Raw genomic sequence first — 25,968 nt, 5'->3', positions numbered from 1 at the left:
GCAATCCAGTAAAAAATTCTGTAAATCAGAATTTTTTTTATTATTTTTCCGGATTGCCAAGCAGTCTACGGTTGCTCGCAATGACGATTTGCTATCCACGTGGGAATGACATAAAAGAATCCATATCACAACGTCTACAATTCTAAATAAGCTTCTATTGCCAAAATTAATATTTCATCTTTTTTAGCATCTAACTCTTGAGTTAATTCTTCGTAAATTTGCCTATCTGATAGAGAAGTAAATTTTTTAAATAGCTGCACTAATTTTAAAGAGGGGATAATACGAAAAGCATCTTTTAATATTTTGATCTTTTTATTAACATTAAGCTTATTATTTAAATTAAAGTAAAATTCTAGTAATTCGTCGTTATAAAAATTTAAATCTACAGCCGTTGCCAAATAATCTATAGCATTAGCCGTATTATTACTTTCTACTTCTTGCTTCGCTGCTAATAAATAATACTCAGCAATTTCCGGCATAGACTCATGTTTATGAAATTTTGCGAGCTTATTCGTTATAAAAATAAATTTCGTCCATAGAGAAAGTCTAGCATAACAACGCATTAAAGTAATTAAATTGTCAATATCAAGTTCATTGAAATTATAAGCCTTTGTTGCGTAATTTTCTGCTTTCTCATAAAAAGATTTATAATAATAAAGTTTTGCTAGATTTTTGCTACCGTAAAAAACAAATTCTTTAGATGTAATAAGTTTTTGAAAATAGGAAATTTTTCTATCTACATCCTCTTCAGTTACGGCTAAGATTAAATTATGGAATTCTTGTGCATCTTTTAGATCTTCAGAAGATAAATTTTTGCGAGCAATAGAAGCAGATTTAGCTTTATTATTCATAATATATTCGGCAAAAGCTAAAATTAAAGCATATCTATCATGATTAATTTTGTGTTTACTAAAAATATTATGTATTTTAGATGGTAAATCGATAATTAATATTAGAAATCTAATGACAATAAAACAAGAAATTAGTAATAAAAGCCCTAAAATAAGACTAAAGAACAAGGTAGTCTCTATATTATAATCATATAAACTAATAAAAACTTTTGAATCAAAGCTCTCTATAAAAGTAAACCCGAAATAAAGCAGTAAAAAAGTAGCACATATTAATAATAACCTAAACATCTTTATTTACAAACTCCTGCATAAATTTTTCTGAATAAAGACAATCGATTAGATAGTTTAAGTTCTCTAAAATTAGAGGTTTATCTTGTTCTTTTATCATCATAGCAGAAGTTTTTTTTTCAATTTTGATAAACTTCTCCAGCCACTTATGGTTGGTAGGAAAAATTACTTCCGTACTACTTGATTTAGAAAAAAGATAATTATTATATGCTTCTAAGTTATTTAAAATATTCCTTATATCTTGAGGCAGCAGGCGGGATTTTACTATTCTTAGTTCTTTACTATAATCCTTATCTTGCATGAAATTATATACTAATAGATTTACATTTAATAAGTAATTAATATAGTCAAGTGATACCCATACGCCTACCTCGTCACTCGTCGCTCTCCTATTAGTTATAGGCTTCGCTCCTTGTTCCTTGTATCCGAATGAGGCCAAATTGACTGCAGTTTCTAATTTTGGTTCTACTAAATTAGTCGGTGCTTCAGGAAACTTTAAAGAACTTACGTAATTTAAAAGCGACTTGGTAGATAATAGAGGAGCTGCTTCCTTTTCTTCCAGGGTAGTATTTTCTTTATTTCCTACTGCTTGATCAGAAATTTGGCTTAAATCCTTATTTTCACTTTTAAACAGTTTTAAAATATCGGATCTATTATGATAAAGAGTAAAAGAAGATAAGACAAATATTACTATTGCTATAAAAAAGATATTTTTGCTTTTAAATAAACTATCGAATTTGTGCATTTTCAGATAATAACTTGATTATATCGTTAAGGTTTTGATCATCACAATAAACCACATTTTTTATAAAAGGTCTAACTATATTTGCGACTTTCAAACTTATGGCTACAACTAAACTATCTTGTAAGTACTCTAGTAAATTATTTTGCAGTAATAATTTTACTAAAGTCCTAGCACTATTTTGAGAATAAAGTAATATAAAATCAATATTATTTTTAAATTCTTTTATAATAGATACGGGCAGCTCATTCAAATATTCTACATTATAAATGATATGTCTAGCTATTTTGCTAGGTAAATCTTTAGTAATTTCATTTGAAGATAAATATATAGTCTGCTCATATAAATCAGAAGGAAAATGCTTAATCAAATCTTCCACGTTTTTAGCAGTATACATTACTTTCTTGCCTAATAATCGTTTTGACTTACTACCTACTACCCAAATATCTTGTTTTAAGTTATGACCGGTTAAGATACTTGCCGCATATTTACTAGTTATTATTATATTTGAGTAATTATCTAAAATATCTATATTAAAATCTAGAGTTTTATATTTAATTAAAGGACAATGAATATCACGTAAATCTAAATTATATTTACTTATTTCCTTTATAGTTTCATTATTTTCTTCAATATGTCTAGTTAATAAAACCGATTTCATACAATATTTGTACTCCAATATAAAAAGCAACTGCCCAAATAATAATAGCAGCTATTTTATTAATTATAGTTAAAATCGTACTACTTTTATTTAGCTTTCTAATATTATAACCTGCAACTGCTAAAGAAAAAAACCATATCCAAGATATAAGTATGCAAGTTAAGGTAAATATAATTTTTGCAATACCGCTATACTTTAAAGCACTAATACCTATTACTATAATCGTATCCATAATTGCATGCGGATTTAATATTGACACCGATATAGCAAATAAAATTTGTTTTTGAGCTGAAAAAGCCCCGGAATTCATTGTAAGATCAATAGGCGGCTGATTCCAAGTATTATAGCCCATATAAATTAAGAAAATAAATCCAACAATAAATATAGATAATTTTAACCAAGCAATTTCAAGAATTAACAAAGATATCCCAAAAACTGCCATACATATAAGCATAGTATCACATATTGAGGCTGCAATTATGCTAGGTAAAGCCTTGCTAAACTTTGGCTGTTTTGCTCCTTGATTGAATATAAAAATATTCTGTACTCCGAGCGGCACTATTAAACCGAGAGCTAAAACGATGCCATGTAAAAAAGCACTTAATATATCATTATTCATTGTAAATAATTTTAATGTCATTTCCTTATTTAATATACTCATTATATATGGGTTTAATATAGATAATATTGATAAACTAAACTTTGTTTCCACATAGAAATAGGCTAAGGTTCTATTGTTAAATTAAAATATGATTGATTCCAAGTATTATATTCCATACAGATTAGAAAAATAAATCCAATTATGAAAAAAGGTATTGCTATATACCAAATCATAAAAATAAAGAAGAAATCATGATTGAAAACGATTATATGTATAAGTATATTATAACATATCGAAACAACAATTACACTAGGTAGAGCTTTTTTGAAGTTACGATATTTTGTACTTTGATTTAATATAAAAATACTTGGTATAATGGAAGAAATAGCAAAATACGGTATTAAAAATATTATACTTAATATATATCATTCATTATTGTAATTTAGTTTTTATTTTTAATAAAATTAATAAAGACGGAATAGTTATAATAGTAGTAAATAAAAAGAAATTTTGCCAACCGAAATTTACTACCATATAGCCTGAAATTATAGGAAAAATTGAGCGCGAAATCCCCATCATCGATGAAAGAAAAGAATATTGAGTAGCTCGAAATTTACCTTGACAGAGTGCAGAAATAAAAGCGATATAAGCAGTCATTGTCATACCGCCGGTAATACTTGCTATTCCTATCGTAATAAATAATAATAAAGAATTTTTACCGTTTATTTCAAGGAAAATAAATAAAATATGTCCTAAAGCATGAATAATACCAAATAAAAATATACTATTTAATATATTTTTATGTTTCATAATAACACCGCCGACAAGTCCACCGATTATAGCTCCTACAACTCCACAAAACTTTCCAACGCTTGCTATTTCAAAAGCATCATACTCAAGATGAAGCAAAAACGGATTAATCATAACATTAATTAAGTTATCCGGTAACCTATATAATACTAGGAAAATTAATATAAGAATAATGAAATAAACAGAACCTATAGGTTTTAACGCATTATATATAAAATTTATTATGTTTTTTTTATTTTGATTATTTTTTATATCATTCTTGGTTATCTGTATATGTATGTTCTCATTTAAATAACAATACTTAATTCCTACCATCAATAAAATTAAATAAATAAATACTAAACCGGCAAAGATTTTATATATTTCATTAAATGTTAAATAAAGAGATAAATAAATAGCTCCAGAACCGGCTAAAAGCATACCGACCCGATAACCGAATATATATATTCCTGAAGTAAACCCAAGAGATTCTTTAGGTACTATTTCCGTTCTTAAAGCACTTAATATAGTATCTTGTGCAGCACTAAAAAAAGAAATAATTAAAGCCGTGAAAGCAAATAATAATAGATTAGTACTAGGATCTAGAAAGCTGAAAATATATATAAGAAATATCAATGCACTACTAGTTAAGCAAATCCAAGATAATCTATGACCAAATATGTTGTTTAAATATTTAATTTGCACTGCATCAAAAATCGGTGCTAACAAGAAATTAATAGAGTAGGGAAGCGTTATGAATGATAATATACCGATTGTTTGCAGTGCTATATCTTCTTTAGCAAGCCAATAATTTAAAGTATTACCGGTAATCATTAGATTAAAACCGCTAATAAACCCAAACAACCAAATAATACATAAACGAGAGTTATTTAACATGAATTTATATACTTCGAGTAAATGAAGAATTGATAGACGAAGATCAACTTCAAAAAGAGCAAGGAGTCTATAAGGCGAGGAGCGGAGCATATACTTTTTTGAAGTTGATCGGAGTATATATGCCTTTAACTCTAAGTTCCTATAGGCTTAATATGCAAAAATGTGAGTATTCTGTTTATTTGCGGCATGTAATGTAATCATGTTATTTTAATTTCTCAATATCTTTCTTATCTAATTTTGTTATTTTCATAATAGCTTCTAAAGAAAGTCCTTCTTTTTTTATTTCTTTAGCCATAGTAATTTTCTCTTTTTTTCTACCTTCTTCAATACCTTCTTGTTTCCAGCTATGAGCTAAGCTATTCATAAGGTTTCCTCCTAATGCAGGGTTTAAATGCGATTTAAGCATTTTTTCTATTTCTATTTTATCATTTTCCCTAATCTTATTCAAGGTGTAGAGGACAAAATTAGCTCTATATAATTAATCTATACCGATATTAACTTTAATAAATTCACAAGATCAGCTACTTCTTGCCATCTCTTTAATAACTCTCGTTCGTGGATATGTTTAAAAAAAACTGCAAGATTCCAGACCAATCTTTTTCTTTTAATTTTTCATCAGAAATATTTTGAACATTAATGAACTGATAATCATTAATCCATGTATTTTTTACAAGTTCACTGTTCTCAAATAACTCCCATAGAGATATGTGGCAGTAGGTAGGTTTCAAAGAACTCTTGAGTAACTATAGGGTTTTCAAATGCAACTCTTATAACCTCGTCATGTTTTGGCTTGCTATTTTTCTTTTTAGACATAAATGTTATTTTTTGACAAAAAACATTATATAAGGTTCTTTATTATGAGTATATAAATAACTAATAAATTTTTTATCGCTATTTGTAATAATTATTGCTCTTTTGTTATTAATGGTTAAAATCCATGCATTAATTTTTATAATATGTAAATGTCTCGTACGAATTTAATACTAGTTGCATTTCAGCATTATATTTATCCCTTATCGATGAGATGGAACTGTTGTACATATTTTGAGACTCAAAGCCCTTATTTTTCTTATTGCATTTTACACTATGCAGGACCTAAGCCATGGACTACCGATAAGCAGAAATTATGGAAGAAAAATCAGGACAAATTAGATAAGATCACAAAATATTACTGGTGATATAAAGAAATAACACCTTGGAGTAGTATAAATTAATTATTTTAATTGACTTTAGCACTTAAGAGATTTAAAAGTTAACTTTAATATGTAAGGTTACAATAAAAATGTTACCGCCTAAAATTTTCTTTGAAAAAGTTAAAGGAATAATTTGGCCTATAGAAAGGAAAGAATTAAAGCTATTTATACCTATGGCTTTAATGATGTTATGTATCCTTTTTAATTTTGGGGCTTTAAGATCTATCAAAGATAGTTTAGTAGTACCCTCTATGGGGGCTGAAATTATTAGCTTCTTAAAATTATGGTTAGTATTACCCTCGTGCGTAATTTTTACCGTACTTTATATTAAACTTAGTAATAACTTAAATTTTGAATATATTTTCTACATTATAGTCGGCAGTTTTTTACTATTTTTCTTATTATTTGCCTATATTATTTATCCAAATCAAGATATTTATCATCCTAATGATGAAATGATAAATAAATTAATTGCTTCATACCCTAATTTTAAATGGTTTATTAAAATAGGTAGTCAATGGAGTTATGCACTGATGTATATTTTCGCGGAATTATGGAGTGCAGTAGTCATAAACTTAATGTTTTGGCAGTTTGCCAATCACATTTTTGATACTTCTAAAGCTAAAAGATTCTATCCCGTTCTTGGAATGGTCGGTAATATCGGTCTTATAATAGCAGGCAGCGTACTTGTCTTTTTCTCAAGCGGGCAGGACGTCATTGATTCAGAATTATTACCGGATTCTTTTAATTCATCTGCCGGAAATGCTATAATGCTTCAGCCAATCATGTCAATTATTGTTACTGCAGGAATAATTGCTATGCTTCTATTTAGAATAATAAATAGATTTATTTTAACAGATTCCATAAATGTTTTAGATGCAAAAAAAGTTACAGCTAAAATGAAAACAAAACTTTCGGTAATTGAAAGTATCAAATTAGTAATTCACTCAAAATATATAGGTCGTATTGCCTTATTAATAATCTGTTATGGATTATTAATAAATATAGTTGAAGGACCTTGGAAAGCAAAAATAAAAGAATTACATCCAAACACTATAGACTATGTTAACTTTATGGGCAGGTTTAATATTTGGATGGGGATATCATGCGTTACTTTCATGATAATAGGCAGTAATATTCTTAGAAGACTCGGTTGGCTCATTTCTGCATTATTAACTCCTATTATGTTGTCTATTACCGGCTTGATGTTTTTTATCTTTATAATTTTTATTGAAGAAATAGGAGAATGTTTCGGTGATTTTAATCTTCTATATGCAGCGATTATTGTTGGAGCAATTCAGAACATACTGAGTAAATCGTCCAAATATTCATTATTCGATTCAACAAAAGAAATGGCGTATATTCCTTTATCTTTAGAGCTTAGAACTAAGGGAAAAGCTGCCGTAGAGGTAATAGGTACTAAATTCGGTAAATCGCTTGGAGCATTTATACAGTCTTTGATATTTATTATTATTCCGACTGCTACCTTTGATTCTATTATAATATATTTATTAGTAACTTTTATAGTTATGATGAGTTTATGGATTTGGAACGTTATAAAATTGAACAAGGAATATATAGAGCTGTGTAAGTAAACGTCATTGCAAGCGGGCATTGTTGCGTAGATACCACCCAGTCATTGCGAGCAGTCGTAGACTGCGTGGCAATCTCATGAAATAATAACAAACTCCTGAGATTGCTTCGTCAAAATTTTCAATTTTGCCTTGCAATGACGAAAAAACTTATCCATACAACAACAGAAAACACACTATAATACCGATTTAAAGATGAAAAAAATTCTTAAAATAATATTATTTATAACTATCTTTATTATACTCGCATATAGTGGGCTGTGGTTTACTATTATGTTCTCTTTATCACACTCTATAAATCAAAAATATGCCGGTACCAACCTTAATATAGAAGAGGCTGATAATAATCCTAATCAGCAATATCTTATTAAGTTTTCTAAAGTTCAGCCATATGGTTTTCCTTTCAAATTAGGTATTTCAGTAATTAATTGGCAAGAAGAGAGTATTAATAGAATAACTGAATTTACCACACCGATAAATATCGGTTATGATTTACTTAAGCAGAAATTATTTATACATTTTTCCGGAGAAGCATTCGGAAAATTTAAGCCGGTTCAAAGAGGCTTTGGAGTAAGATTTTATAATGAGAACTGTATATTATCAACAAAAATACCGTTAAATTTAAAATTATTTGAAATAGTACGATTTAAAAAAGATTTATTTGAAGTTATAAATTTAATAGAAAATATTAAATTTACTTCCGGTAAAACAGAAATTTTTGACTTAGTCGATAATCAAAAATTATATGAAGAAGATCATACTATACTTACTATGTTATTTGACAAAAGTAAGTATTATACAAGTAAACAGGATTTCCTTGATAACATACCGCAAAAATTAGCAATTTATTATGAAACCGAAATAGTACAAAGTAACCTTGAAGATAGAATAATACCTGCCGGCTTATTATTATATCGACCCGCTTGGAATAATCATTTCAAATTTTCCGGTAATTTCTTGATTAGTACTAGTAGTGTGCATTTTAAAGATATTGCTAAAGATTTAACAATTGAAGTTACTAATGCAAAAATCAATAGTAATAACTTTGAAAATAATATTAATTTATTATATAAAGGTAAGTTAAACGATTTCGGCAATAATAATATTGATCTTTTGGTAGATTCGCAATTTAAGCTAAAACCTGGTTTTATAATAGGTTCATTAGAATTTATAAAGAAATATTACGATAAGCAAACCTATTTATTTAAACTTTCTGATAATAAGCTATATAAAGATTTTAATAATGAACTAAGCTATATTTTAAATAATAATAAACAATATAATTTTAGTATTTTTGAAGATAGGGAATATAATTTTAATTTAAATATTAATTTAGTGACTGAATTAAACAAATTAACTAGAGCACAGATAAATGCTTTAAGTCTCTATTCAAACGCATCGGGATTTAATATAACAAATGAAACTATAGTAAATACTCTTAAAGATTCTTACAGTAAAGGTACAATAGTAATTAATGATTACTCTAGAATAATAGATGTTTTAAGTGCATATATATACGGAGTAGGGGATTTTAAAGATTTTTCAGAAGAGAGTAAGGAAGTATACGGGAATGCTTTGAAATCATTTTTAAAAACTATTTCCGATCACCCGAATTCATCTAATTTAATTGATGCTAGCATTGAGTATGTGTTTGATTTGTCCGATTTAAACAAAGCTAAAATAGGTAATATAGATGATATAAATAAACTTATACCTTTATATTATTTATCTTTATATCAAGCAGCAGTAAAAAAAGTGCAACCCGGTGAAAATGTAAAAGAAAAAATTATGGAGTTAATTCCTAATGTTAATCAAAAAATATTAGAGGAATGTATACTCGATGAACTTCGTTAATCATCATATTGAATCATTAGCTGTTTAAAAAGTGATGAAGAGTTAATAGAAAAGGTCGGTAAATATTTACTAGAAGCAGGAGGTAAAAGAATTCGTCTGCTTTTAACTCAATGACAGAACAATTTATAAAAATACCAACCATGAATATTATAGTAAAAATACAGCAAGATTTAAAAGATGAAGTAACTAAGTTAAACAATTTAATCATTAGCTGTTTAAAAAGTGATGAAGAGTTAATAGAAAAGGTCGGTAAATATTTACTAGAAGCAGGAGGTAAAAGAATTCGTCCGCTTTTAACTATAATAACTGCTAAAATGTTTGATTATAAAGGCGATAATCATATAAAGCTCGCAAGTGCCGTTGAATTCATTCACACCGCCACATTGCTTCATGATGATGTAGTAGACGACAGCACTTTAAGAAGATTCAAACCTACGGCTAACGTTATTTGGGGCAGTAAAACAAGTATTTTAGTGGGTGATTTCCTCTTTAGTCAGTCTTTTAAGTTAATGGTAGCTTCCGGCTCTATTAAAGCTATGAATGTTCTAGCTAAAGCTTCAGCAATTATTTCCGAAGGGGAGGTAGTACAGCTAGTGAAGTTAAATGAACGACGTATTATAACTATAGACGAATATCAGCAAATAATTAAATCTAAAACCGCCGAACTATTTGGAGCTGCTTGTGCAGTTGGAGCTATTATAGCAGAGCAGGTAGACCATATTTCTAAAGATATGCAGGACTTTGGGAAATTACTCGGTACGATATTTCAGGTTATAGATGACTTGCTTGATTATTTGGGTAATGATAAACAGGTAGGCAAAAATATTGGCGATGATTTCTTAGAAGGAAAAGTTACGTTACCGCTGATTTTTTTATATAATAAGTTAGAGCAAGATAAGCAGCTTTGGCTTGAAAATATAATTAAATGTGATAAGCGTACTAACGATGACTTTGTAAAAATACATGACTTAATGGTAAAGCATGAAATTTACAATGAAACAGTTAATTATTTGAGTAACTTAGAAAATGAAGCAAGTAAGTTATTAAATAAAATTCCGGTTCAGAATATTTATAAAGACTATTTGTTTTCGATTATTAAATTTATGTTGGATCGCTCTTATTAAATTGCATTCGTAGCTCAGCTGGATAGAGCGTTGCCCTCCGAAGGCAAAGGTCGTTGGTTCAAATCCAATCGAATGCACCATCACTAATGTAGATAAATTATCATTTATTTTCCATAATATAGATTATAGAACAATTACTTAATAATGAAAATTTAGATTAGGGTATGTTTAGGGATTGTAAAAATATTGAAAATTGACGAATGGCTGGGACGGGAGGATTCGAACCTCCGGATGACGATACCAAAAACCGTTGCCTTACCACTTGGCGACGTCCCAATGTAGAAAATGTATAGACTTTATACCAATAAATAGCGGAAACGTCAATATAAATTTATTTCATTATTAAGCCAATTCCTCGCTTGCGTGGATAATAAATCATAAATTTTAGCTCTAATTTTGTTATAATATTCCTTGATATAGTTTATTTCATCAATATTAAGTAGTTTCATATCAGTCAATTTACTAGCATAAGGCACTAGGCTTAAGGTCTCAAACTCAAGCCATCCATTATTTTCTTTTACATACATCAAATTCTCAATCCTAATACCATATTTGCCAGGAATATAAAAACCCGGTTCATTAGATAAGATCATACCTGCTTTAAGTATTGTTTTATTATGAAGATTTATGCTTTGCGGTCCTTCGTGAACACTTAAGAAGCTCCCTACCCCATGCCCTGTACCGTGTGAATAATCTAGCATTTCTTGCCATAAATATTGCCGAGCGAGTATATCAAGATTAGCTCCTGTGACAATATTTTTTGGGAATTTGGCTTTAGCTAAAGCAATATGTCCTTTAAGTACTTGCGTATAACGCTTTTTCTGCTCATCTGTCGGTGTACCTATTACTATTGTTCTAGTTATATCGGTAGTAGCACCTTGATACTGACCGCCGGAATCTATCAGTAATATCCCCTGCCCTTCAATTTTTTTAGCAGTTTTTTGGTCAGCTCTATAATGAATAATAGCACTATTTTCCTGAAATCCGCAAATAGCAGGGAAACTATCCGAAACATATCCCTCTTGTTTAGCTCGTTGCTCTGTAAGCTTTAAACCGAGGGAATACTCGGTCAATTCGTTATTTCCTATGTCATTCCCGCGGAGGCGGGAATCCATATTATGTTTTTCTGGATCCCCGTTTTCACGGGGATGACATTGAGCAAAATCAGCAAAAAATTCACATAAAGCTACTGCATCTTTAATATGCAAATCGATTGCATGCTTAATTTCTACATCATTCTTACAAGCTTTAAGCATTAAGCATGGATCGGTAATTTGTTGTACTTTTTTATCAGCTACTAAGTCCATTATATGAACAGATGCTATAGTATCATCAATAAAAATATTAGACATCTTCCCACACTTCACTTCTAGAGGTAATTTAGACATCGATCCGATACTCGCATCCTCACTTACGCTTTTGTACGCTGCGGTGCTGCGTTGCGTATCTCCTTTAAGTTCCTCTCTATAAGCTGGTTTGGAAAGATGTTTATTCTCGCTATCTCTTAAAATATTTTCAAATTCTTCTTCCGGTAAAATCGTTATTTCAGGACGAGCATTAATAATTTCGGCATCGATTCTTGTAGGATTTATAAACAAATATAATTGTGTAGAAGTGAGTATAACTTTTGCAAACATTAAAGGCGTATAAGCAACGTCACTGGCCCGCAAATTTAGTAACCAACATATGGAGGAGCTATCGAGAATGACTAAGGCAGATTGCTCGGTGTCATTCCCACTTTCCTCTATGTCATTCCCGCAAAAGCGGGAATCCAAAAAAATTTCACGACATTTACTTATTTTATCAGTATGACTAACGCCCGCAAACTTAATATCATGCAAATAAACTTTAGAGTTTGGCTCTAGCGGCTGATTTGGCCAAATCTTATCAACTAAATTTCCATTAATCTTCTGAAAATTGAACTTTAAATTTGATATAGTGGGATAAGTAAATAATTCAGAATCGTATCCTATTTTTGCATCTTTACCAAACTTAGATATATCTTTTAAGTCAAAAAGCTTAAAAAGCTCTAAATCCAGCTCTTTATTTGCTTGCTCTAAATAACGTCCATCGGTAAAGAATAACGCTGTATCTTTATATATAATAGCTATACCGTTTGAACCAGTAAAACCTGTTATATATTCAAGTCTCTTTGCGTAGTTTGGAACATATTCACTCATATATTTATCGTTAGACGGAATTATATAACCGTCTATATCATATTCTGTGAATAAATTTCTAAGCAGATTAATACGGATTTTTGCCATGTTTATATCTCTTATGTCGTGCTCTTGCCCGCTTGGAGACTGAGCCGTCATTGCAAGGAAATTACTTAAGTAATTGACGAAGCAATCCAGTTAAAAAATTCTGATTTACAGAATTTTTTTTATTATTTTTTCTGGATGGCCACACTCCTTGCAGTCACTCGCAATGACAGCTCAGCATCCAGCTAGGCAACGCTCATAGACGGGAATGACATTTATACCATCCATAATACAAAGGAATACCAAAGATAGTAAAAGAACTAGCTATAATCAGAGTTTTAACAGGTGTTTCATAGATAACCCATGCACAAAAGATAATCGATATTATAGCTATAAGTAAATAATAATAAGAAAAATTTTCTTTTGAGCTAAAAATCACCTTTAAAAAAGCTAAACTACAAATTAAATAGACGAATAAGAATGTGATTGCCGAGAAATCTATTATTTGTGTAATCTGTTTGGCAAAATTATCATTTGCCGTAAAGACTAATAACGGCACAATGCCAAGGCAGCTTACAATAATTCCGTGAGTTGGAGCGTTATTGCTATTTTTCTTAGCAAAAAATTTCGGTAATAAACCGTCTTCTGCAAGCCCAAGAGCTATCTGTCCGCTAGTTAGCACCCAAGCATTGAGCGTACCTATACATATAATCGAGGCTATAACCGTAATTACGCTTGACCATTTACCTCCGAATAATAATGAAGCGGCATCGGTATAAGGAGCTTTAGCACTCATAAGTTCAGAAGCAGGGATTAATCCCATTATACCTATGCTATTAATAATATATAACACTGCTACGCAAAAAGTTCCAACTATTATGGCTCGTGGAATGGTTTTTGCCGGATCTTTTACCGCACCTGCCGTGGTAGTTGCACATTCTATGCCGATAAATCCCCAAAAAGTAAGAAGTGCAACTCTTCCCATAATGCTCGGAATGCTTAAATTCTCCACTTCCTCGGCAATAGTTATATTATCTATATTAAAATGTAATAAAGCACATAAACCTACTACAAGCAATGGAACAAATTTTAAGAGAGTTAAATAAAACTCTGCTTTTCCTGCTACTTCAGGACCTTTTAAATTTAAAACCATAATAGCACCTAATAATATGATTTGTAATATTAAGTCTAAAATCGCTTGTGATTTAAAAAAAGGCGTTAGATAACCTATTGCCGAAATGACTACTATACTTGTACTGACAAAGGATATAACCCAGTAAGTCCAACCGGTGAAAAAAGCTATTTTATCCCCGAAATTTGCCCGTACATAAACGTGCGGACCTCCTGTTTTAGGAAATTTTGCACAAAGGGTAGAAAATACAAGTGCTATACTCATAGCACCGAATAAGGAAAGTACCCAGCCCCAAATGCTGTATATACCGAACGGTGCTAAACTTAACGGCAATATAAAAACGCTAGTACCGATTTGACTGCCGGTTACTAAGGCAAAAACCGCCCAGAAACCTAATTTTTGTGACATATTAATCTAATTTAAAGAAACAGCTTTAAAATAGCTGAAATAATGATTTTTAGCAATAGTTAAAACTACTATAATTATTTTACTCTTGATTTCTAAACAAAAGATTAATAGCTTTTTAAGCTATCAAAAATAATCTTAGGAGCTAATATGCCAAATCGCACCACTAAAGTTTATAAAGTGAAATCAGGAGATGCTTTATCAAAAATTTCACAAAATTATGATACTCCTGTTCAGGATTTAGTTAAATATAATAATATTATACGCGATCCTAATCATATCGCAGTAGGCTGGGGGATTTTATTTTCCGGTGATTTGCATGATTTTTCTTAAAATAAAGCTATTGGTGTAATAGTCAACTGCAATTGACTTTTTATGGATGTGCTGTAATTGCTAGAATAGTGTGATATTATCTTTGTTTGGTCCATAATACCAAAAAATTCTATAAGCAGCAGGAGTATTATTTTCAGCATAAGTTTCAAATATTTCTTCTCCGTTATGTCCTTTAACAGATTTTTATATTTATGGGTATTTAAACTAGGATGACGAGGGTTTGCCTGTAGATATGCCAGTGTTTTTTTACTGCTTTTAAACGTTTTTCTAATCCTTTATTATTTTCGAGTTCTTCCAAATCTTTACTAGCTTGAATAGTAAAAAGAATTTTCAAAGTCATCATCTAAATATTTACTGCAATCTTCTATTTTCAGCCCTTTCCTTTTCTTCTGTATTTAGCAGAGAAAAGAAATCAATTCTTTCCTCTAGTGCTTTTCGTAAGATTTCAATATTAGGTGAAGGATAAGAGAATATTTTATTATAAACCCAGTTAAACATATTTTAAAACCTTTATTGATTTTAAAGTGTTACACGCTAAAAGATTTGCCACAGCCGCAATTAGCTTTTTCGTTAGGATTGGTGAAAGTGAATTGGGATTTGAATTTAGTCTCTACATAGTCCATTTCAGAACCTAGAATATACATTAATGCCTTTGGGTCGATTAGTATCCGTACGCCCTTTTCTTCAACTACTTCATCGAATTGATTTTTACTCTCAGCATATTCCACGTAATAAGTCTGACCGGCACAACCGCCTGACTTAACCCCTACCCTAATACCAAAGGTAGGCTTGGCGCGTTTTTCTATTAGCAATTTTACTTGCTTTGCAGCAGAATCGGTTAATGAAATAACATTTTTCATGTTTTAAGAGTCTTTTTTGCTTTCTTTTTTCTGTTTGTAATCGGCTATAGCTGCTTTTATTGCATCTTCAGCAAGTAGTGAGCAATGTAATTTTACCGGTGGAAGTGACAATTCTTTTGCTATTTCGGTATTTTTAATAGTCTCGGCATCTTCTACCGATCTTCCTTTAACCCACTCCGTTACTAAAGAACTTGAAGCAATAGCTGAACCGCAACCGAATGTTTTAAATTTAGCATCTGTAATAATCCCGTCATCATCAACTGCGATTTGTAACTTCATAACGTCACCGCAAGCAGGAGCTCCAACTAGTCCTGTACCAACATTTTTATTTTCTTTATCAAGCGATCCAACATTACGAGGATTTGCATAATGATCTATCACTTTTTTGCTATAAGCCATTGTTATTCTCTCAAATTTGGTTTTGTATGTTATACTTGCGTGAACACCTGAGCCGTCATTGCGAGGACAAACTGCGCAATCTCAGGATATTTGACAAGATTGCCACGCAGCCTACGGCTGCTCGCAATGACTATATTCTCAATGTACAGCCCATTTAATCTTTTTCAAATCAATTCCCTCTTGCATCATTTCCCAAAGAGGGCTTAATTCCCTTAGTTTATCGATTTTTGAGCATATTAAATTTACTGCGTAGTCAACTTCCTGCTCGGTAGTAAATCTACCTATGCCGAACCTAATTGCGGTATGGGCAAGCTCTTCACCGATGCCCATAGAACGTAAAACATATGACGGCTCTAAAGAGGCAGAAGTACAAGCAGAACCGGAGGAAACCGCTAAATCTTTAATGGCAAGGATCATTGATTCTCCTTCAACTCCGGCAAAGCTTAAATTTAAATTACCTTTATATCTTTGATTTTTATCGCCGTTTAAATAAACTTCTGAAACTCGCTTATGTATATTATTTAAAAATCTGTCGAATAAGTAATTTACGTGCTTAGTATCTTTTTCCATCTCACTATACGCTATTTTAGCAGCCATGCCAAGCCCTACGATTAAAGGAGTCGGTAGCGTACCTGAACGCATACCTCTCTCCTGCCCACCACCGTTTATGAGCGGTGTAACACGCACACGAGGTTTTTTCCTTACATATAATGCACCTATTCCTTTCGGACCGTAAATTTTATGCCCTGAGATACTGGCAAGATCAATATTAAATGCGTTAACATCAATTGGAATTTTACCAAAACCTTGAGCAATATCGGAATGAAAAAAAACACCCTTTTCACGGCAAATTTTCCCGATTTCCTTTAAAGGCTGAACAACACCTATTTCATTATTAACCACCATAACTGAAACTAACATAGTCTGATCGGTAATGGCATTTTTTAGAGTTTCTAAATCGATTATTCCATTTGGCTTAATCGGTAAGTATGTGATTTTTATACCTTCTTGCTCTAAATGCCTGCAAGCATCAAGTACACATTTATGTTCACTGACTACGGTAATAATATGATTCTTTTTATTGCTGTAAAATTTTGCTATTCCCTTTATTGCAAGATTGTTAGACTCAGTTGCACCGGAAGTGAAAATAATTTCTTTAGTATCCGCTCCTATTAACTTTGCTACCATACTCCTTGCCTCTTCAACGGCGTTTTCTGCCTCCCAACCGAAAGAATGGCTGCGTGAATGAGGATTGCCGAATTTGGTAGTAAAATAAGGCAACATTGCCTCCATTACTCTTGGATCTATTGGAGTCGTCGCCTGATAATCCATATATATCGGTAAGGTTAAATTGTTTAATTGTTGGTTCATATGGTTAAATTAATTCATGTTTTGGTATAGTTTAAACAGTCACCGATGTCATTCCCGCGGAAGCGGGAATGACATAAACGGAACCGTGCAACAACGTCGCTTTTAGCTAGGAATGACATCGTAAATCTCCTCAAAAGCCTCTATAAAAGCCTCTATATCACTTACCGTATTAGTATGGCTTAAAGATATCCTAATCGAAGATTTTGCTTCTTCTTCCCCTACACCCATATTGGTTAATACATGCGATCTAGATATTTTTCCCGATGAACAAGCAGAACCGGAACTTACGCAAATATTATGTAAATCAAACCCGATTAATTTCACTTGTGCATCCGTATTTGGTATAGTAATTAAGGTAGTATTAGGCAACCTAGCTACGTTATTACTAACAATATTTACATTAGGATATTTTTTTAATTTTTTCTCTAAATTTGCTTGTAACTTTTTGATTTTTATATAATTTTCTGAGATATTGTCTGTCCTCAATGCAGAAGCTAAACCAAATCCTGCAATTGCTAAAACATTTTCAGTGCCTGAGCGTACTGATTTTTCCTGCCCTCCTCCTATAATCATTGGAGTAACTTGAAAATTAGAGCTAGAAATTAAAGCAGCACCACCCTGCCCCCCTCCTATTTTATGCCCTGAAATTGTAGCAAAATCTAATCCTAATGCTTTGATATTTATTGGTATTCTGCCAAAACCTTGCACTAAATCGCTATGAAATTTTGCCTCATATTTTTTAGTTATTTTACCTATCTCAGCTATATCTTGTAAAACTCCGCTTTCATTATTAGCCATTATTATGGAAACTAGTTTTTTACTAGTATTACTTTGAGCTAACAACTCTTCTAAATGTTCTAAATCAACTAGCCCTTGCGTATTAACACTTATAACTTTAATATTTGGAGCGTAGTTTATATGGTTATAGATCGATAAATGTTCAATAGCTGAAATAAAAATATCGCCGTCATAAAAATTTTTCATTATTAAATTATTACCTTCAGTCCCTGATGAAGTAAAAGTAATATCATATTCTCTAGATGATAAGGTTATACCAAGAGCCATCGCTATTTGTGCGCGTACCGTTTCTATGAGATTCTTAGCAAATCTACCTGAGCTATGTGCTGATGAAGGGTTAAGCTCCTTGTCCATTAAACTTATTATGAATTCCTTAACTCTAGGGTCGATAAAAGTAGTAGCATTATGGTCTAAATATATCATATATTTAAATTTGAGTTTAAAGCATCTTTAATTGAGATATTTTCAAAATAATCTCTAATATGCTTACCAAGACCTTGCCATAATTTATGCGAATTACATTTTATTGTATCAGGCACGCAAGTTTTAACTGACTTCTTATAGCAGGTAGTCATTATAAAATTTTCGTTAACGGCGTCCATAATATCGGAAATTTTTATTTCTTCTAGGTTACCGATTAAAATATACCCACCTTTCGATCCTCTAATAGCCTTAACTAGATCAGCTTTTTTAAGTTTAGAAAATATCTGCTCTAAATAGTTAAGCGATATATTTTGTTTTACGGACATTTCATTCAAAGTGACCGGTTCGGCACTTGATTTTGAAGCCATTTCAAGTATTGCCATTACGGCATATCTTCCTTTCGTCGTCAGCATCATATAACCAACCTATTAAAACTTAAAATTGTTTTATATCTACAATACCCAAGTAATTTAGTCAAGTATATAATTATTAGTACTTTAAATTATTTTTATGGTCCCAGTGGTCAAGCGAACTAGGTGACATAATGGGTTTTACCAATCCACGCAACAATGCCGGAGTATGACATTTAGCTAGATACCTGCTTGCGCAGGAATGACATTTAATTATAAATTAATTATAAATAGTTAATTATTTTATTATCCACGCCCTCTGTTTGTTATTCTATTTCTGGCTTTAGGTTTTGAAGAAGCAGCAATATTTTTTAAATTAGTTTGATAATTTTTAATTTTCTCTATTCTTTCCTATCTTAGTTTTGCATAATGAGTTTTAGCATTTTTTCTGAAACCTACTGTGGTTTCCATATTTTTTACAAAATCAGTAACAAGTATTCGTAGATGCCCTTGAATATCGATTTGACAATTTTTATCTAAAGCACCGGGCATAGTTTCTTGTATTTTTTTACAGCACAGTACATATCTAAAGCTTCAGGTTGATAATGACCGCTATTATTACGAAGGTAATCAATTTTTCCCCTATCATTTATACCTATAACTCCTGCTGCTTCCGCAGGCTTTCCACTTAAAAATGAACCGTGAACAAGATTTTTAGTATTTGGCAAATATTGATTTTTATGAGTACCCATATAAATTGTTCCATCCTCTCCCATTACAAATGCTTGAACATTATTCATGCTTTTACTTTCTTTACCGATAGTAGAAGCTACTTTACCGTTAGCATCAAGTAATCTTTGAGAGGAGGTATCATAGAATAATTGGTGCTTTTTTTCCTCTGGTCCCATACATAATATTTTAAATTCATGCCTATCCCATATTTGTTTACCTTGAGCTATTTTTTGAAGATGATGTTCTGCAAGTTTTGGATTTGGATGAACTACTTTAACTCTTACAGAATCTAATATTGCATCGTTTAATTTTCCTAACTCATGTTCCAGTATTAAAGCATGCTTAAATTTCTTTATTAATCTATTCCAATTATCTCTAGCTCTAGTTTTTGGATCTCTAAAAGGTGCATTAATCTTTCTTCCGACATCTCCAACTAGATAAACTTTATTATCTTTTTGGACTAAGTTATCTTTGTATAAAGGCTCTCCTTCTTGATTTATAAGTAGACCTTTTCTTTCAATAGCAGCTAATTGACTATCCTTATAAAGAATAATTTTTGCATTACTTAGTCCAAACTTTGAATTAATTTGTATTTTACCCTGATGATTTAAATGACCAATACCGATACCGTCAATATCTGCCATTTGAATATCTCTATTTTTATCAACAAATTTTCTAATTTCTTCAGAATTATTAATAAATTGACCGTTATCCTTTAATATTCCTTGTATATCGCCGGTAGTATAAGTAAATTCTTCTTTGATTGTTTTTGTGTCCTTTATAAGACCTACTGCAGCGAAAATTTGTTGAAAGAAATTTAGATTGCTCTTGACTTCAACATTTTTTACTCCAATAGCTTCTCGTTCATGAATTACCAATTGATCCGGCTTTAAGTAGCCACCTTTATCATAAATATTAATTACTCTGCCTCTTATAAGGTCTACTGCAGCTCTTCTGCAAACCTTACTTTCTTTTTTTCCTTACCCATTTAAATTACCTAAATTTATAAATAAATAACTTTAGGTTTCATTTTAACAATAAAAACTTTTATTTTTTTAATAATAGGCTGTTTTTTTAGTAAATTGAAAATTTAAAATCACATATTATATGATAACTGATTTTTCTTATATATAGTGCGATAGGTTCTTGTTAATTTGCCAAATAGCGACAAATACTAAACAAGTTGTAAACATTTGTAGTAGCTGTAATAATATGCTTAATTCCGGTATTAATATAACAACAACCGGTTGTAATATTATCGGGACTCCGCTTGAAAACATTACTAGCCTTATAGAAGTTTGTATTGAAGTTTTAGTAGTAAGTAAATTAGCTAAGCTATATACTAACAAAACTATAATACTTCTCTCTAATAAGAATGTTACAAACCAAAATAATATAATAGCCGGCATACCGAAATAAATAAATAAATTTGGTGCATATAATAAATGATCGGCAAAATATTTTTTTATTATTTCAGGAGTTAAAATGACTTCATTTTGCTTGAATATCTCAGAATAGTTAACAGTACTTGGAAAATTTTTCTTAGTATTGGCTACAATTAAATTTATCTTCAGCTTATTCTCTTCAAATACAAACGGTATTTTGCTTTTTTCTTTGTTAGAAACTTGATTTTTTGTATCAATGACGACTATTTTATTGTTATTCTTGCTATATAAATATATAGGCTCTACTTCTTCAACTGAAATGTTTGAATTATTATATTTAATTTCCGGTAATTGATTGATAATATATTCAATGTTGGCTGTAACTTTTGATGATTGTATTCCGTTAAAATAATCTTTTAAAGTTATTATGTAATTTAATATAAAAATACAATAAATTATTGATGGAATAAAAGATAAGGTAAATACATATCTTATTCCGTACCCTTGATAGTTTTTATATACATCTTTATAAAACTCTATAGAGCGAATTGATAACTGTAATTGACGGAGTAGTGCATTTAATCCTCCTAATATAAATGATAATAAATACATGTATAAGTAATTTATTTAAGTTTTTCAACCTCTTCCTTCTTTAATCCGGTTGAGGTAGCTATTAAATCAGTTTTTACACCGGCTGTGATTAAATTTTTGGCTATATTAATTGTGATTTAAGTATTTTTTCTATTTCTATTATATCATTTTGACCAAGTTTGGTCAAAATGTAGAATAACATTAACTCTATATAATCAATCCCTATATTAACCTCAGCAAATATAGTAAAAGGTCTGCTATTTCTTACCATCTCTTTAACAAATCTCGTGTATGAATGTGAATGTGCTTCATAAAAAATTATAAAATTCCGGACCAAGTATTTTCTGTCAATTTTTCATCAGGAATTTCATGAACATTAATTAGCTGATAATCATTAATCCAAGTAGCTTTTACTAATTCACTATTTTCAAATAATTCCCATAAATTTAAAGGAGCAGTATATTTTTGTATGCCATTATAAAACACTAAAGGATATATGAAAGGAAATTTTGTGTTTTTTAGTACTTTCTATGATATTCAGCAATATTTAACATAATATCATCACGGTTTGTATATAAAGATTCAATAAATAAAATAGAGTCCTTTAAAGCTAGTTGCACAGCTATATTGTTCTGATCATGTCTTTCTATAGCTTTAGAAGAAAGCCCAAATTCTTTAACTACATTACCTAATTCTTTTATATTAGATATATTTTTCAGTATTTTAGATGCGTCATGTAATATATTGGGGTTTATTTGTATTATCCAACCTAGGACTTTGGCGATTGTAAATTCAATATAATTACTAGGGTTATTAAGTAGTGTATTCAATATTTTTAATGTCTCTTGGGCTAAACTAGGATTTATACGTACTGTTTCAGTTAAGCTCCAAATAACTACAATTTTAACTTCGTTGCCGGAATCGTTTAATACTTCTTTCAATATACTTAATATTGCTAATGTTAAACTTGGTACAATATAATTTATTTTTTTATTTATTGCAACTATTAATTATTAATGTATAAGAAATTATACACTCAACAAAATTAGCACTTATAGTTATGAGATATAAAAATATGAAACGAATATCTAAAATATTAGCCATAGGAATTTTAATAGCCGGTAATAATATATTTGCACAGGATAAGAAGTCTGCTAAAGAATAAGAACAAAGCAGGATTATTAGAACTAAGCTGTAAAGGGCTTTAGCAACTATAGGACTATGCACTACGTACAATCTCATCATGTTTAGGCTTTTTTTGTATAATATAATTTTACGAAGAAAATAATTTTAATTAGAGGTAGTATTAAAGTGCAATATTATATATAAGTTTGTTGATAAAAAATGATTTATTTACTAATATCTATATTTCCATAAATAATATTAGTTTTATATGCTACTGCTACTTCCTGAAATAACTTTGACTTTAATAGCACTTTTAGGGCAGTTTTTTGCCGTAATGATCCCAAATAAAAATAGAATTATTTCTAATATCATTATTTTACTATGCATATTATCAATTTTTCTTACCTTTAAGTACTCAAGTTATGAAGGAGTATGGTACTCATTTGCTACCGGAATAAATATCGGTATTAGTAAAAGCATAGTGCTACTATTCACTATTATCTCCATGATTATATACCGTGATTACTCTATCCTTGTTGCTGAGGAATTAAAGTTTGAATTTATTACTTTAATGTTATTATCGGTTGTAGGTATTTTTGTTGCAATTTCATCACGGAATTTTCTATTATTATTCTGCGGTATGGAGCTTACTGCTTTAACTTCATATGCACTTGCAGGATTCAAATTAAATGATATGAAATCATCGGAAGGTGCTTTAAAATATTTTATCTTAGGTAGTTTAGTTAGTTGTTTATCATTATTCGGTATTTCTTTTATATACGGATTTGGCGGAAGCCTACAATTTGAGGATATCTTATATAAACTAAATGATAATTCCGGAATGAATCTTGGTTTAATAATCGGTATTGTACTATTTTTAAGTAGTATTTTCTTTAAACTCTCAAGTGTTCCACTCCATTTTTGGGTCCCTGACGTATATGAAGGATCACCGATTACTTCGGTTACTTATTTCACCGCTGCCTCAAAAATAGGTATGGTTATTGTTTTATTAAATATCAGCAAATTAATTATAGGTAATTACTACCTTATTAATTATAATTTAATAAAGATAATTGCTATATTATCTATGCTGTTTGGAGCTTTTGGAGCCATTCGTCAAACTTCTCTAAAAAGATTAATGGCTTATAGTACTATTTTAAATATCGGTTATGTATTAATCGGCGTTCTTCTGCATAATCAAGAAGGATATAAAGCAGCTCTACTATATATTCTAATATATGCGGTAGGGAGTATAGGATTTTTTACTTGCTTAATTATATTGCTCGGTAAAGACGTCGATAAAGCTAGTTTTAAAACTATACAAGGAATTGCAGAGCATCATAAAACTATAGCTGCCTTAATTAGCATAGTTATGTTTTCAATGATTGGAATCCCTCCTCTTACAGGATTTTTCGGTAAATATTACCTTTTTTACCAAGCAATTAATCAAGAAGAATTCGCATTAGCTTATTGTGGTATTTTTACCAGCGTAGTTGCTGCGTTTTATTATCTTAAAGTAGTAAAAGCCATGTATTTTTCTAAAAAGATTGAGATAATTAAGCTGCCGATGCAATATGGGCTTTTACTGATTAATTACTTAGTTGTAGGCTTCTTGTTGCTTGGTTCATTTATTATTTCGTTTTAGCCGGTGTAGACTTTTTCTTTTTATTAACAACACTAACTGCATTAGTTTGAGTAGGCTTCATAACCTTTTCTTTTAGATTCTTTATATGTTTTAGATTTTCTTCATCTAATTTTAATAAATCTTGGTCTTTTTGTTTAGCTTTTTTAGTTAGACCTAATTGACTTGGAGTAACACTAACCATATCATCCGTTCCAACTGCTTTCTTAAATTTTTCTAGAGTATCTACATATTCTCTGTTTGCATATATATTTGTCTTTACCAATTTTTGTTTTGGTTCTTTCTTTATTTTATCAGAAGAACCAGCTAAATTTCTTTCATCTTTAATATCTTCATTTAAACTTTTTATTGTCTTTATTAAATGTTTTTTCGCACTATCTCTAATACCAAGTATTTCTAAAATTCTTGCAAAATTAGTAGTAATTTTATTTCTTAATTTAAGTTTTTGTCCTCCTTTTTTTCTTTCTTCATAATTAAGAATTTTCGCAAAATAATCAGGATACTCTTTCATTAATGTTTTTAATCCTTGCTCTTTCACTTCGTAATAAGGAAAACTATATTTTTTAGAAATTAAAGTATTTACTTTAATTTCTAAGCCGTATTCCTTTAAGGATTCTTGCCTTTTTTTCATTGTATCTATTAAACTAGCCTTAATTGCTTCAGGCGTTATTTCTTTAGATTGTTTATTATTAAATTGTTTTGGCATCGCTTGTTTTGCAAATTCTGCAATTGCTTCATTACTATAATATTTAGTTAATTCATCAAAACTTTTATCAATAGTTTTGCTTAAATCAATTTTAGAAACTGCAAGTAAGCTATCGGCAAAATTAGGATTTTTTGTTCTTAAATTAGAAGGAAATTCTCTAAAATGGTTAGTGGGACCGAATCCAGGCAAATGTTTGGCTCTTGAATGCGGATATATATTATTTGTTAAATTATCAAAACTACCAGCAAAATCAATTCTTACTAATTTAGGTAAAGTTTTTGGATTTTTTTGATCTCTGATAACTCCTATATTTCCAACATGTATATCAAAATCGCCGATCAATAAACTTGCCGGCATAATGTTTTCAAAGTTCTGATACTTAATTTCCTTAAAAGCATTTTCTAAGGTTCTAAATAATTTATTTCTAGCCCCCATAAAAAGTGGTCTACCGCCGTCCTTTCTAAACCAAGAACTCGGTTTAGTTTTAGCAGACATATGTTTATCCATGTCCACATACATATCGCTACTATAATTCTCAAAAAATTCAGATTTGACATATATTTGCGAATCAACGGTTTTAGATTTATTAAAATCATCAGGAGCAATTAAATTAACCTTTGCTCCATTTCCAGGACTTATAGCTTCAAAAATTTGAGATCCTAAAAACTCGGCTATATTTTTTGAGCTTGAAGCCTCTTTTTTTATCATCGCCGTAATTTTACCGTCTAAGCTTTGATATACTCCGCCATGCTCTCCTACCTCATTAGCTCCGCCTACTTTAGGCTTTAAAAAATTCCAACCTTTAAATACTGATTTCTTATTTTGCGTCATCTTCGCCTCTTTATAATGATTTACATCAAATTGATAATTTTGATATAATTATAAAACATATTATTTATTTTATATCAAGAACAGAAGCC

General features: G+C 30.3%; 26 protein-coding genes, 2 tRNA genes and 2 pseudogenes. 7 read left to right on the top strand and 23 right to left on the bottom strand.

Annotated elements, in window-relative coordinates; translation table 11 throughout:
- Positions 1-134: 134 nt before the first annotated feature.
- The 7 genes from GCO76_RS00715 to GCO76_RS00685 form a co-directional block, all read right to left on the bottom strand.
- The gene (locus GCO76_RS00715) at positions 135-1,139 is read right to left on the bottom strand and encodes a tetratricopeptide repeat protein (RefSeq protein WP_410955847.1); all 1,005 of its coding nucleotides are present in this window, start codon (positions 1,137-1,139) and stop codon (positions 135-137) included.
- Positions 1,132-1,884: a palindromic element RPE2 domain-containing protein gene (locus GCO76_RS00710; RefSeq protein ID WP_410955846.1), complete on the bottom strand. Its 753-nt coding sequence runs from the start codon at positions 1,882-1,884 to the stop codon at positions 1,132-1,134. The genes GCO76_RS00715 and GCO76_RS00710 overlap by 8 nt, the downstream gene beginning before the upstream one ends.
- Entirely contained in the window at positions 1,868-2,542 is a 675-nt protein-coding gene (locus GCO76_RS00705; protein ID WP_410955845.1) for a uroporphyrinogen-III synthase, read from the bottom strand. Before GCO76_RS00705 ends, GCO76_RS00710 begins: the two co-directional genes overlap by 17 nt.
- Complete coding sequence (locus GCO76_RS00700) at positions 2,520-3,161, bottom strand: LysE/ArgO family amino acid transporter (protein WP_410956437.1); 642 nt, start codon at positions 3,159-3,161, stop codon at positions 2,520-2,522. Before GCO76_RS00700 ends, GCO76_RS00705 begins: the two co-directional genes overlap by 23 nt.
- Positions 3,162-3,575: 414 nt before the next feature.
- Positions 3,576-4,829, bottom strand: coding sequence for an AmpG family muropeptide MFS transporter (locus GCO76_RS00695; RefSeq protein WP_410955844.1), 1,254 nt, complete (start codon positions 4,827-4,829; stop codon positions 3,576-3,578).
- A gap of 202 nt (positions 4,830-5,031) precedes the next feature.
- On the bottom strand, positions 5,032-5,277 hold the full coding sequence (locus tag GCO76_RS00690) for an RpnC/YadD family protein (protein ID WP_410955843.1): 246 nt from the start codon (positions 5,275-5,277) through the stop codon (positions 5,032-5,034).
- 236 nt (positions 5,278-5,513) lie between these two features.
- The gene (locus GCO76_RS00685) at positions 5,514-5,642 is read right to left on the bottom strand and encodes a hypothetical protein (protein WP_410955842.1); all 129 of its coding nucleotides are present in this window, start codon (positions 5,640-5,642) and stop codon (positions 5,514-5,516) included.
- Between the two features lie 161 nt (positions 5,643-5,803).
- Between GCO76_RS00685 and GCO76_RS00680 the strand changes: the two are divergent.
- The 5 genes and pseudogenes from GCO76_RS00680 to GCO76_RS00660 form a co-directional block, all read left to right on the top strand.
- Positions 5,804-6,007 (top strand): annotated as a pseudogene (locus GCO76_RS00680) (glycosyltransferase family 8 protein); the annotation flags it as partial.
- 104 nt (positions 6,008-6,111) lie between these two features.
- Positions 6,112-7,617, top strand: a complete 1,506-nt coding sequence (gene tlc3, locus GCO76_RS00675; protein WP_410955841.1) for a nucleotide exchange transporter Tlc3 — start codon at positions 6,112-6,114, stop codon at positions 7,615-7,617.
- Positions 7,618-7,809: 192 nt separating this feature from the next.
- A complete protein-coding gene (locus GCO76_RS00670; RefSeq protein ID WP_410955840.1) occupies positions 7,810-9,468 on the top strand; it encodes a hypothetical protein in 1,659 nt (552 codons plus the stop codon).
- Positions 9,469-9,608: 140 nt separating this feature from the next.
- A complete protein-coding gene (locus GCO76_RS00665) occupies positions 9,609-10,592 on the top strand; it encodes a polyprenyl synthetase family protein (protein WP_410956436.1) in 984 nt (327 codons plus the stop codon).
- A 3-nt stretch (positions 10,593-10,595) separates the two neighbouring features.
- Positions 10,596-10,672, top strand: a tRNA-Arg gene (locus GCO76_RS00660).
- Between the two features lie 121 nt (positions 10,673-10,793).
- Here GCO76_RS00660 and GCO76_RS00655 read toward each other — a convergent pair.
- From GCO76_RS00655 to GCO76_RS00645, 3 genes are all read right to left on the bottom strand, one after another.
- Positions 10,794-10,868 (bottom strand) — tRNA-Gln (locus tag GCO76_RS00655).
- 44 nt (positions 10,869-10,912) lie between these two features.
- Positions 10,913-12,859 (bottom strand): M24 family metallopeptidase, encoded by a 1,947-nt coding sequence (locus GCO76_RS00650; RefSeq protein ID WP_410955839.1) that lies wholly within the window; start codon positions 12,857-12,859, stop codon positions 10,913-10,915.
- Between the two features lie 193 nt (positions 12,860-13,052).
- Positions 13,053-14,336, bottom strand: a complete 1,284-nt coding sequence (locus tag GCO76_RS00645) for an APC family permease (RefSeq protein ID WP_410955838.1) — start codon at positions 14,334-14,336, stop codon at positions 13,053-13,055.
- A 147-nt stretch (positions 14,337-14,483) separates the two neighbouring features.
- On the opposite strand from GCO76_RS00645, the gene GCO76_RS00640 reads away from it, so the two are divergent.
- On the top strand, positions 14,484-14,666 hold the full coding sequence (locus tag GCO76_RS00640) for a LysM peptidoglycan-binding domain-containing protein (protein WP_410955837.1): 183 nt from the start codon (positions 14,484-14,486) through the stop codon (positions 14,664-14,666).
- 351 nt (positions 14,667-15,017) lie between these two features.
- On the opposite strand, the gene GCO76_RS00635 is transcribed toward GCO76_RS00640, so the two are convergent.
- The 12 genes and pseudogenes from GCO76_RS00635 to GCO76_RS00580 form a co-directional block, all read right to left on the bottom strand.
- Positions 15,018-15,164: a hypothetical protein gene (locus tag GCO76_RS00635; RefSeq protein WP_410955836.1), complete on the bottom strand. Its 147-nt coding sequence runs from the start codon at positions 15,162-15,164 to the stop codon at positions 15,018-15,020.
- A gap of 29 nt (positions 15,165-15,193) precedes the next feature.
- Entirely contained in the window at positions 15,194-15,526 is a 333-nt protein-coding gene (locus tag GCO76_RS00630) for an iron-sulfur cluster assembly accessory protein (RefSeq protein ID WP_410955835.1), read from the bottom strand.
- 3 nt (positions 15,527-15,529) lie between these two features.
- The gene (iscU, locus tag GCO76_RS00625) at positions 15,530-15,925 is read right to left on the bottom strand and encodes a Fe-S cluster assembly scaffold IscU (RefSeq protein ID WP_014014436.1); all 396 of its coding nucleotides are present in this window, start codon (positions 15,923-15,925) and stop codon (positions 15,530-15,532) included.
- 138 nt (positions 15,926-16,063) lie between these two features.
- Positions 16,064-17,296, bottom strand: coding sequence for an IscS subfamily cysteine desulfurase (locus tag GCO76_RS00620; protein WP_410955834.1), 1,233 nt, complete (start codon positions 17,294-17,296; stop codon positions 16,064-16,066).
- A 102-nt stretch (positions 17,297-17,398) separates the two neighbouring features.
- Entirely contained in the window at positions 17,399-18,517 is a 1,119-nt protein-coding gene (locus GCO76_RS00615; RefSeq protein ID WP_410955833.1) for a cysteine desulfurase family protein, read from the bottom strand.
- A complete protein-coding gene (locus GCO76_RS00610; protein WP_012150915.1) occupies positions 18,514-18,933 on the bottom strand; it encodes a Fe-S cluster assembly transcription factor in 420 nt (139 codons plus the stop codon). Before GCO76_RS00610 ends, GCO76_RS00615 begins: the two co-directional genes overlap by 4 nt.
- A 240-nt stretch (positions 18,934-19,173) precedes the next feature.
- Positions 19,174-19,419, bottom strand: a pseudogene (locus tag GCO76_RS00605) (hypothetical protein).
- Entirely contained in the window at positions 19,404-20,477 is a 1,074-nt protein-coding gene (locus GCO76_RS00600) for a hypothetical protein (RefSeq protein WP_410955832.1), read from the bottom strand. The pseudogene GCO76_RS00605 and the gene GCO76_RS00600 overlap by 16 nt, the downstream one beginning before the upstream one ends.
- A 246-nt stretch (positions 20,478-20,723) precedes the next feature.
- Positions 20,724-21,596, bottom strand: a complete 873-nt coding sequence (locus GCO76_RS00595) for a DUF1189 family protein (protein ID WP_410955831.1) — start codon at positions 21,594-21,596, stop codon at positions 20,724-20,726.
- A 100-nt stretch (positions 21,597-21,696) separates the two neighbouring features.
- Positions 21,697-21,846 carry a hypothetical protein gene (locus GCO76_RS00590; protein ID WP_410955830.1) on the bottom strand — a complete coding sequence of 50 codons (150 nt, stop codon included), beginning with the start codon at positions 21,844-21,846 and terminating at the stop codon, positions 21,697-21,699.
- Positions 21,847-21,893: 47 nt separating this feature from the next.
- A complete protein-coding gene (locus tag GCO76_RS00585) occupies positions 21,894-22,061 on the bottom strand; it encodes an Rpn family recombination-promoting nuclease/putative transposase (RefSeq protein WP_014120874.1) in 168 nt (55 codons plus the stop codon).
- A 32-nt stretch (positions 22,062-22,093) separates the two neighbouring features.
- Positions 22,094-22,516 (bottom strand): hypothetical protein, encoded by a 423-nt coding sequence (locus GCO76_RS00580; protein WP_410955829.1) that lies wholly within the window; start codon positions 22,514-22,516, stop codon positions 22,094-22,096.
- Between the two features lie 452 nt (positions 22,517-22,968).
- On the opposite strand from GCO76_RS00580, the gene nuoN reads away from it, so the two are divergent.
- The gene (gene nuoN / locus GCO76_RS00575) at positions 22,969-24,345 is read left to right on the top strand and encodes an NADH-quinone oxidoreductase subunit NuoN (RefSeq protein WP_410955828.1); all 1,377 of its coding nucleotides are present in this window, start codon (positions 22,969-22,971) and stop codon (positions 24,343-24,345) included.
- On the opposite strand, the gene GCO76_RS00570 is transcribed toward nuoN, so the two are convergent.
- Positions 24,332-25,879, bottom strand: a complete 1,548-nt coding sequence (locus GCO76_RS00570; RefSeq protein WP_410955827.1) for a hypothetical protein — start codon at positions 25,877-25,879, stop codon at positions 24,332-24,334. The two genes, nuoN and GCO76_RS00570, sit on opposite strands and share 14 nt — an antisense overlap.
- Positions 25,880-25,968 lie beyond the last annotated feature (89 nt).

Source organism: Rickettsia koreansis (genome assembly GCF_046532895.1).
Taxonomy (GTDB): Bacteria; Pseudomonadota; Alphaproteobacteria; order Rickettsiales; family Rickettsiaceae; genus Rickettsia; species Rickettsia rickettsii.
This window is presented reverse-complemented; position numbering and strand designations above follow the sequence as displayed.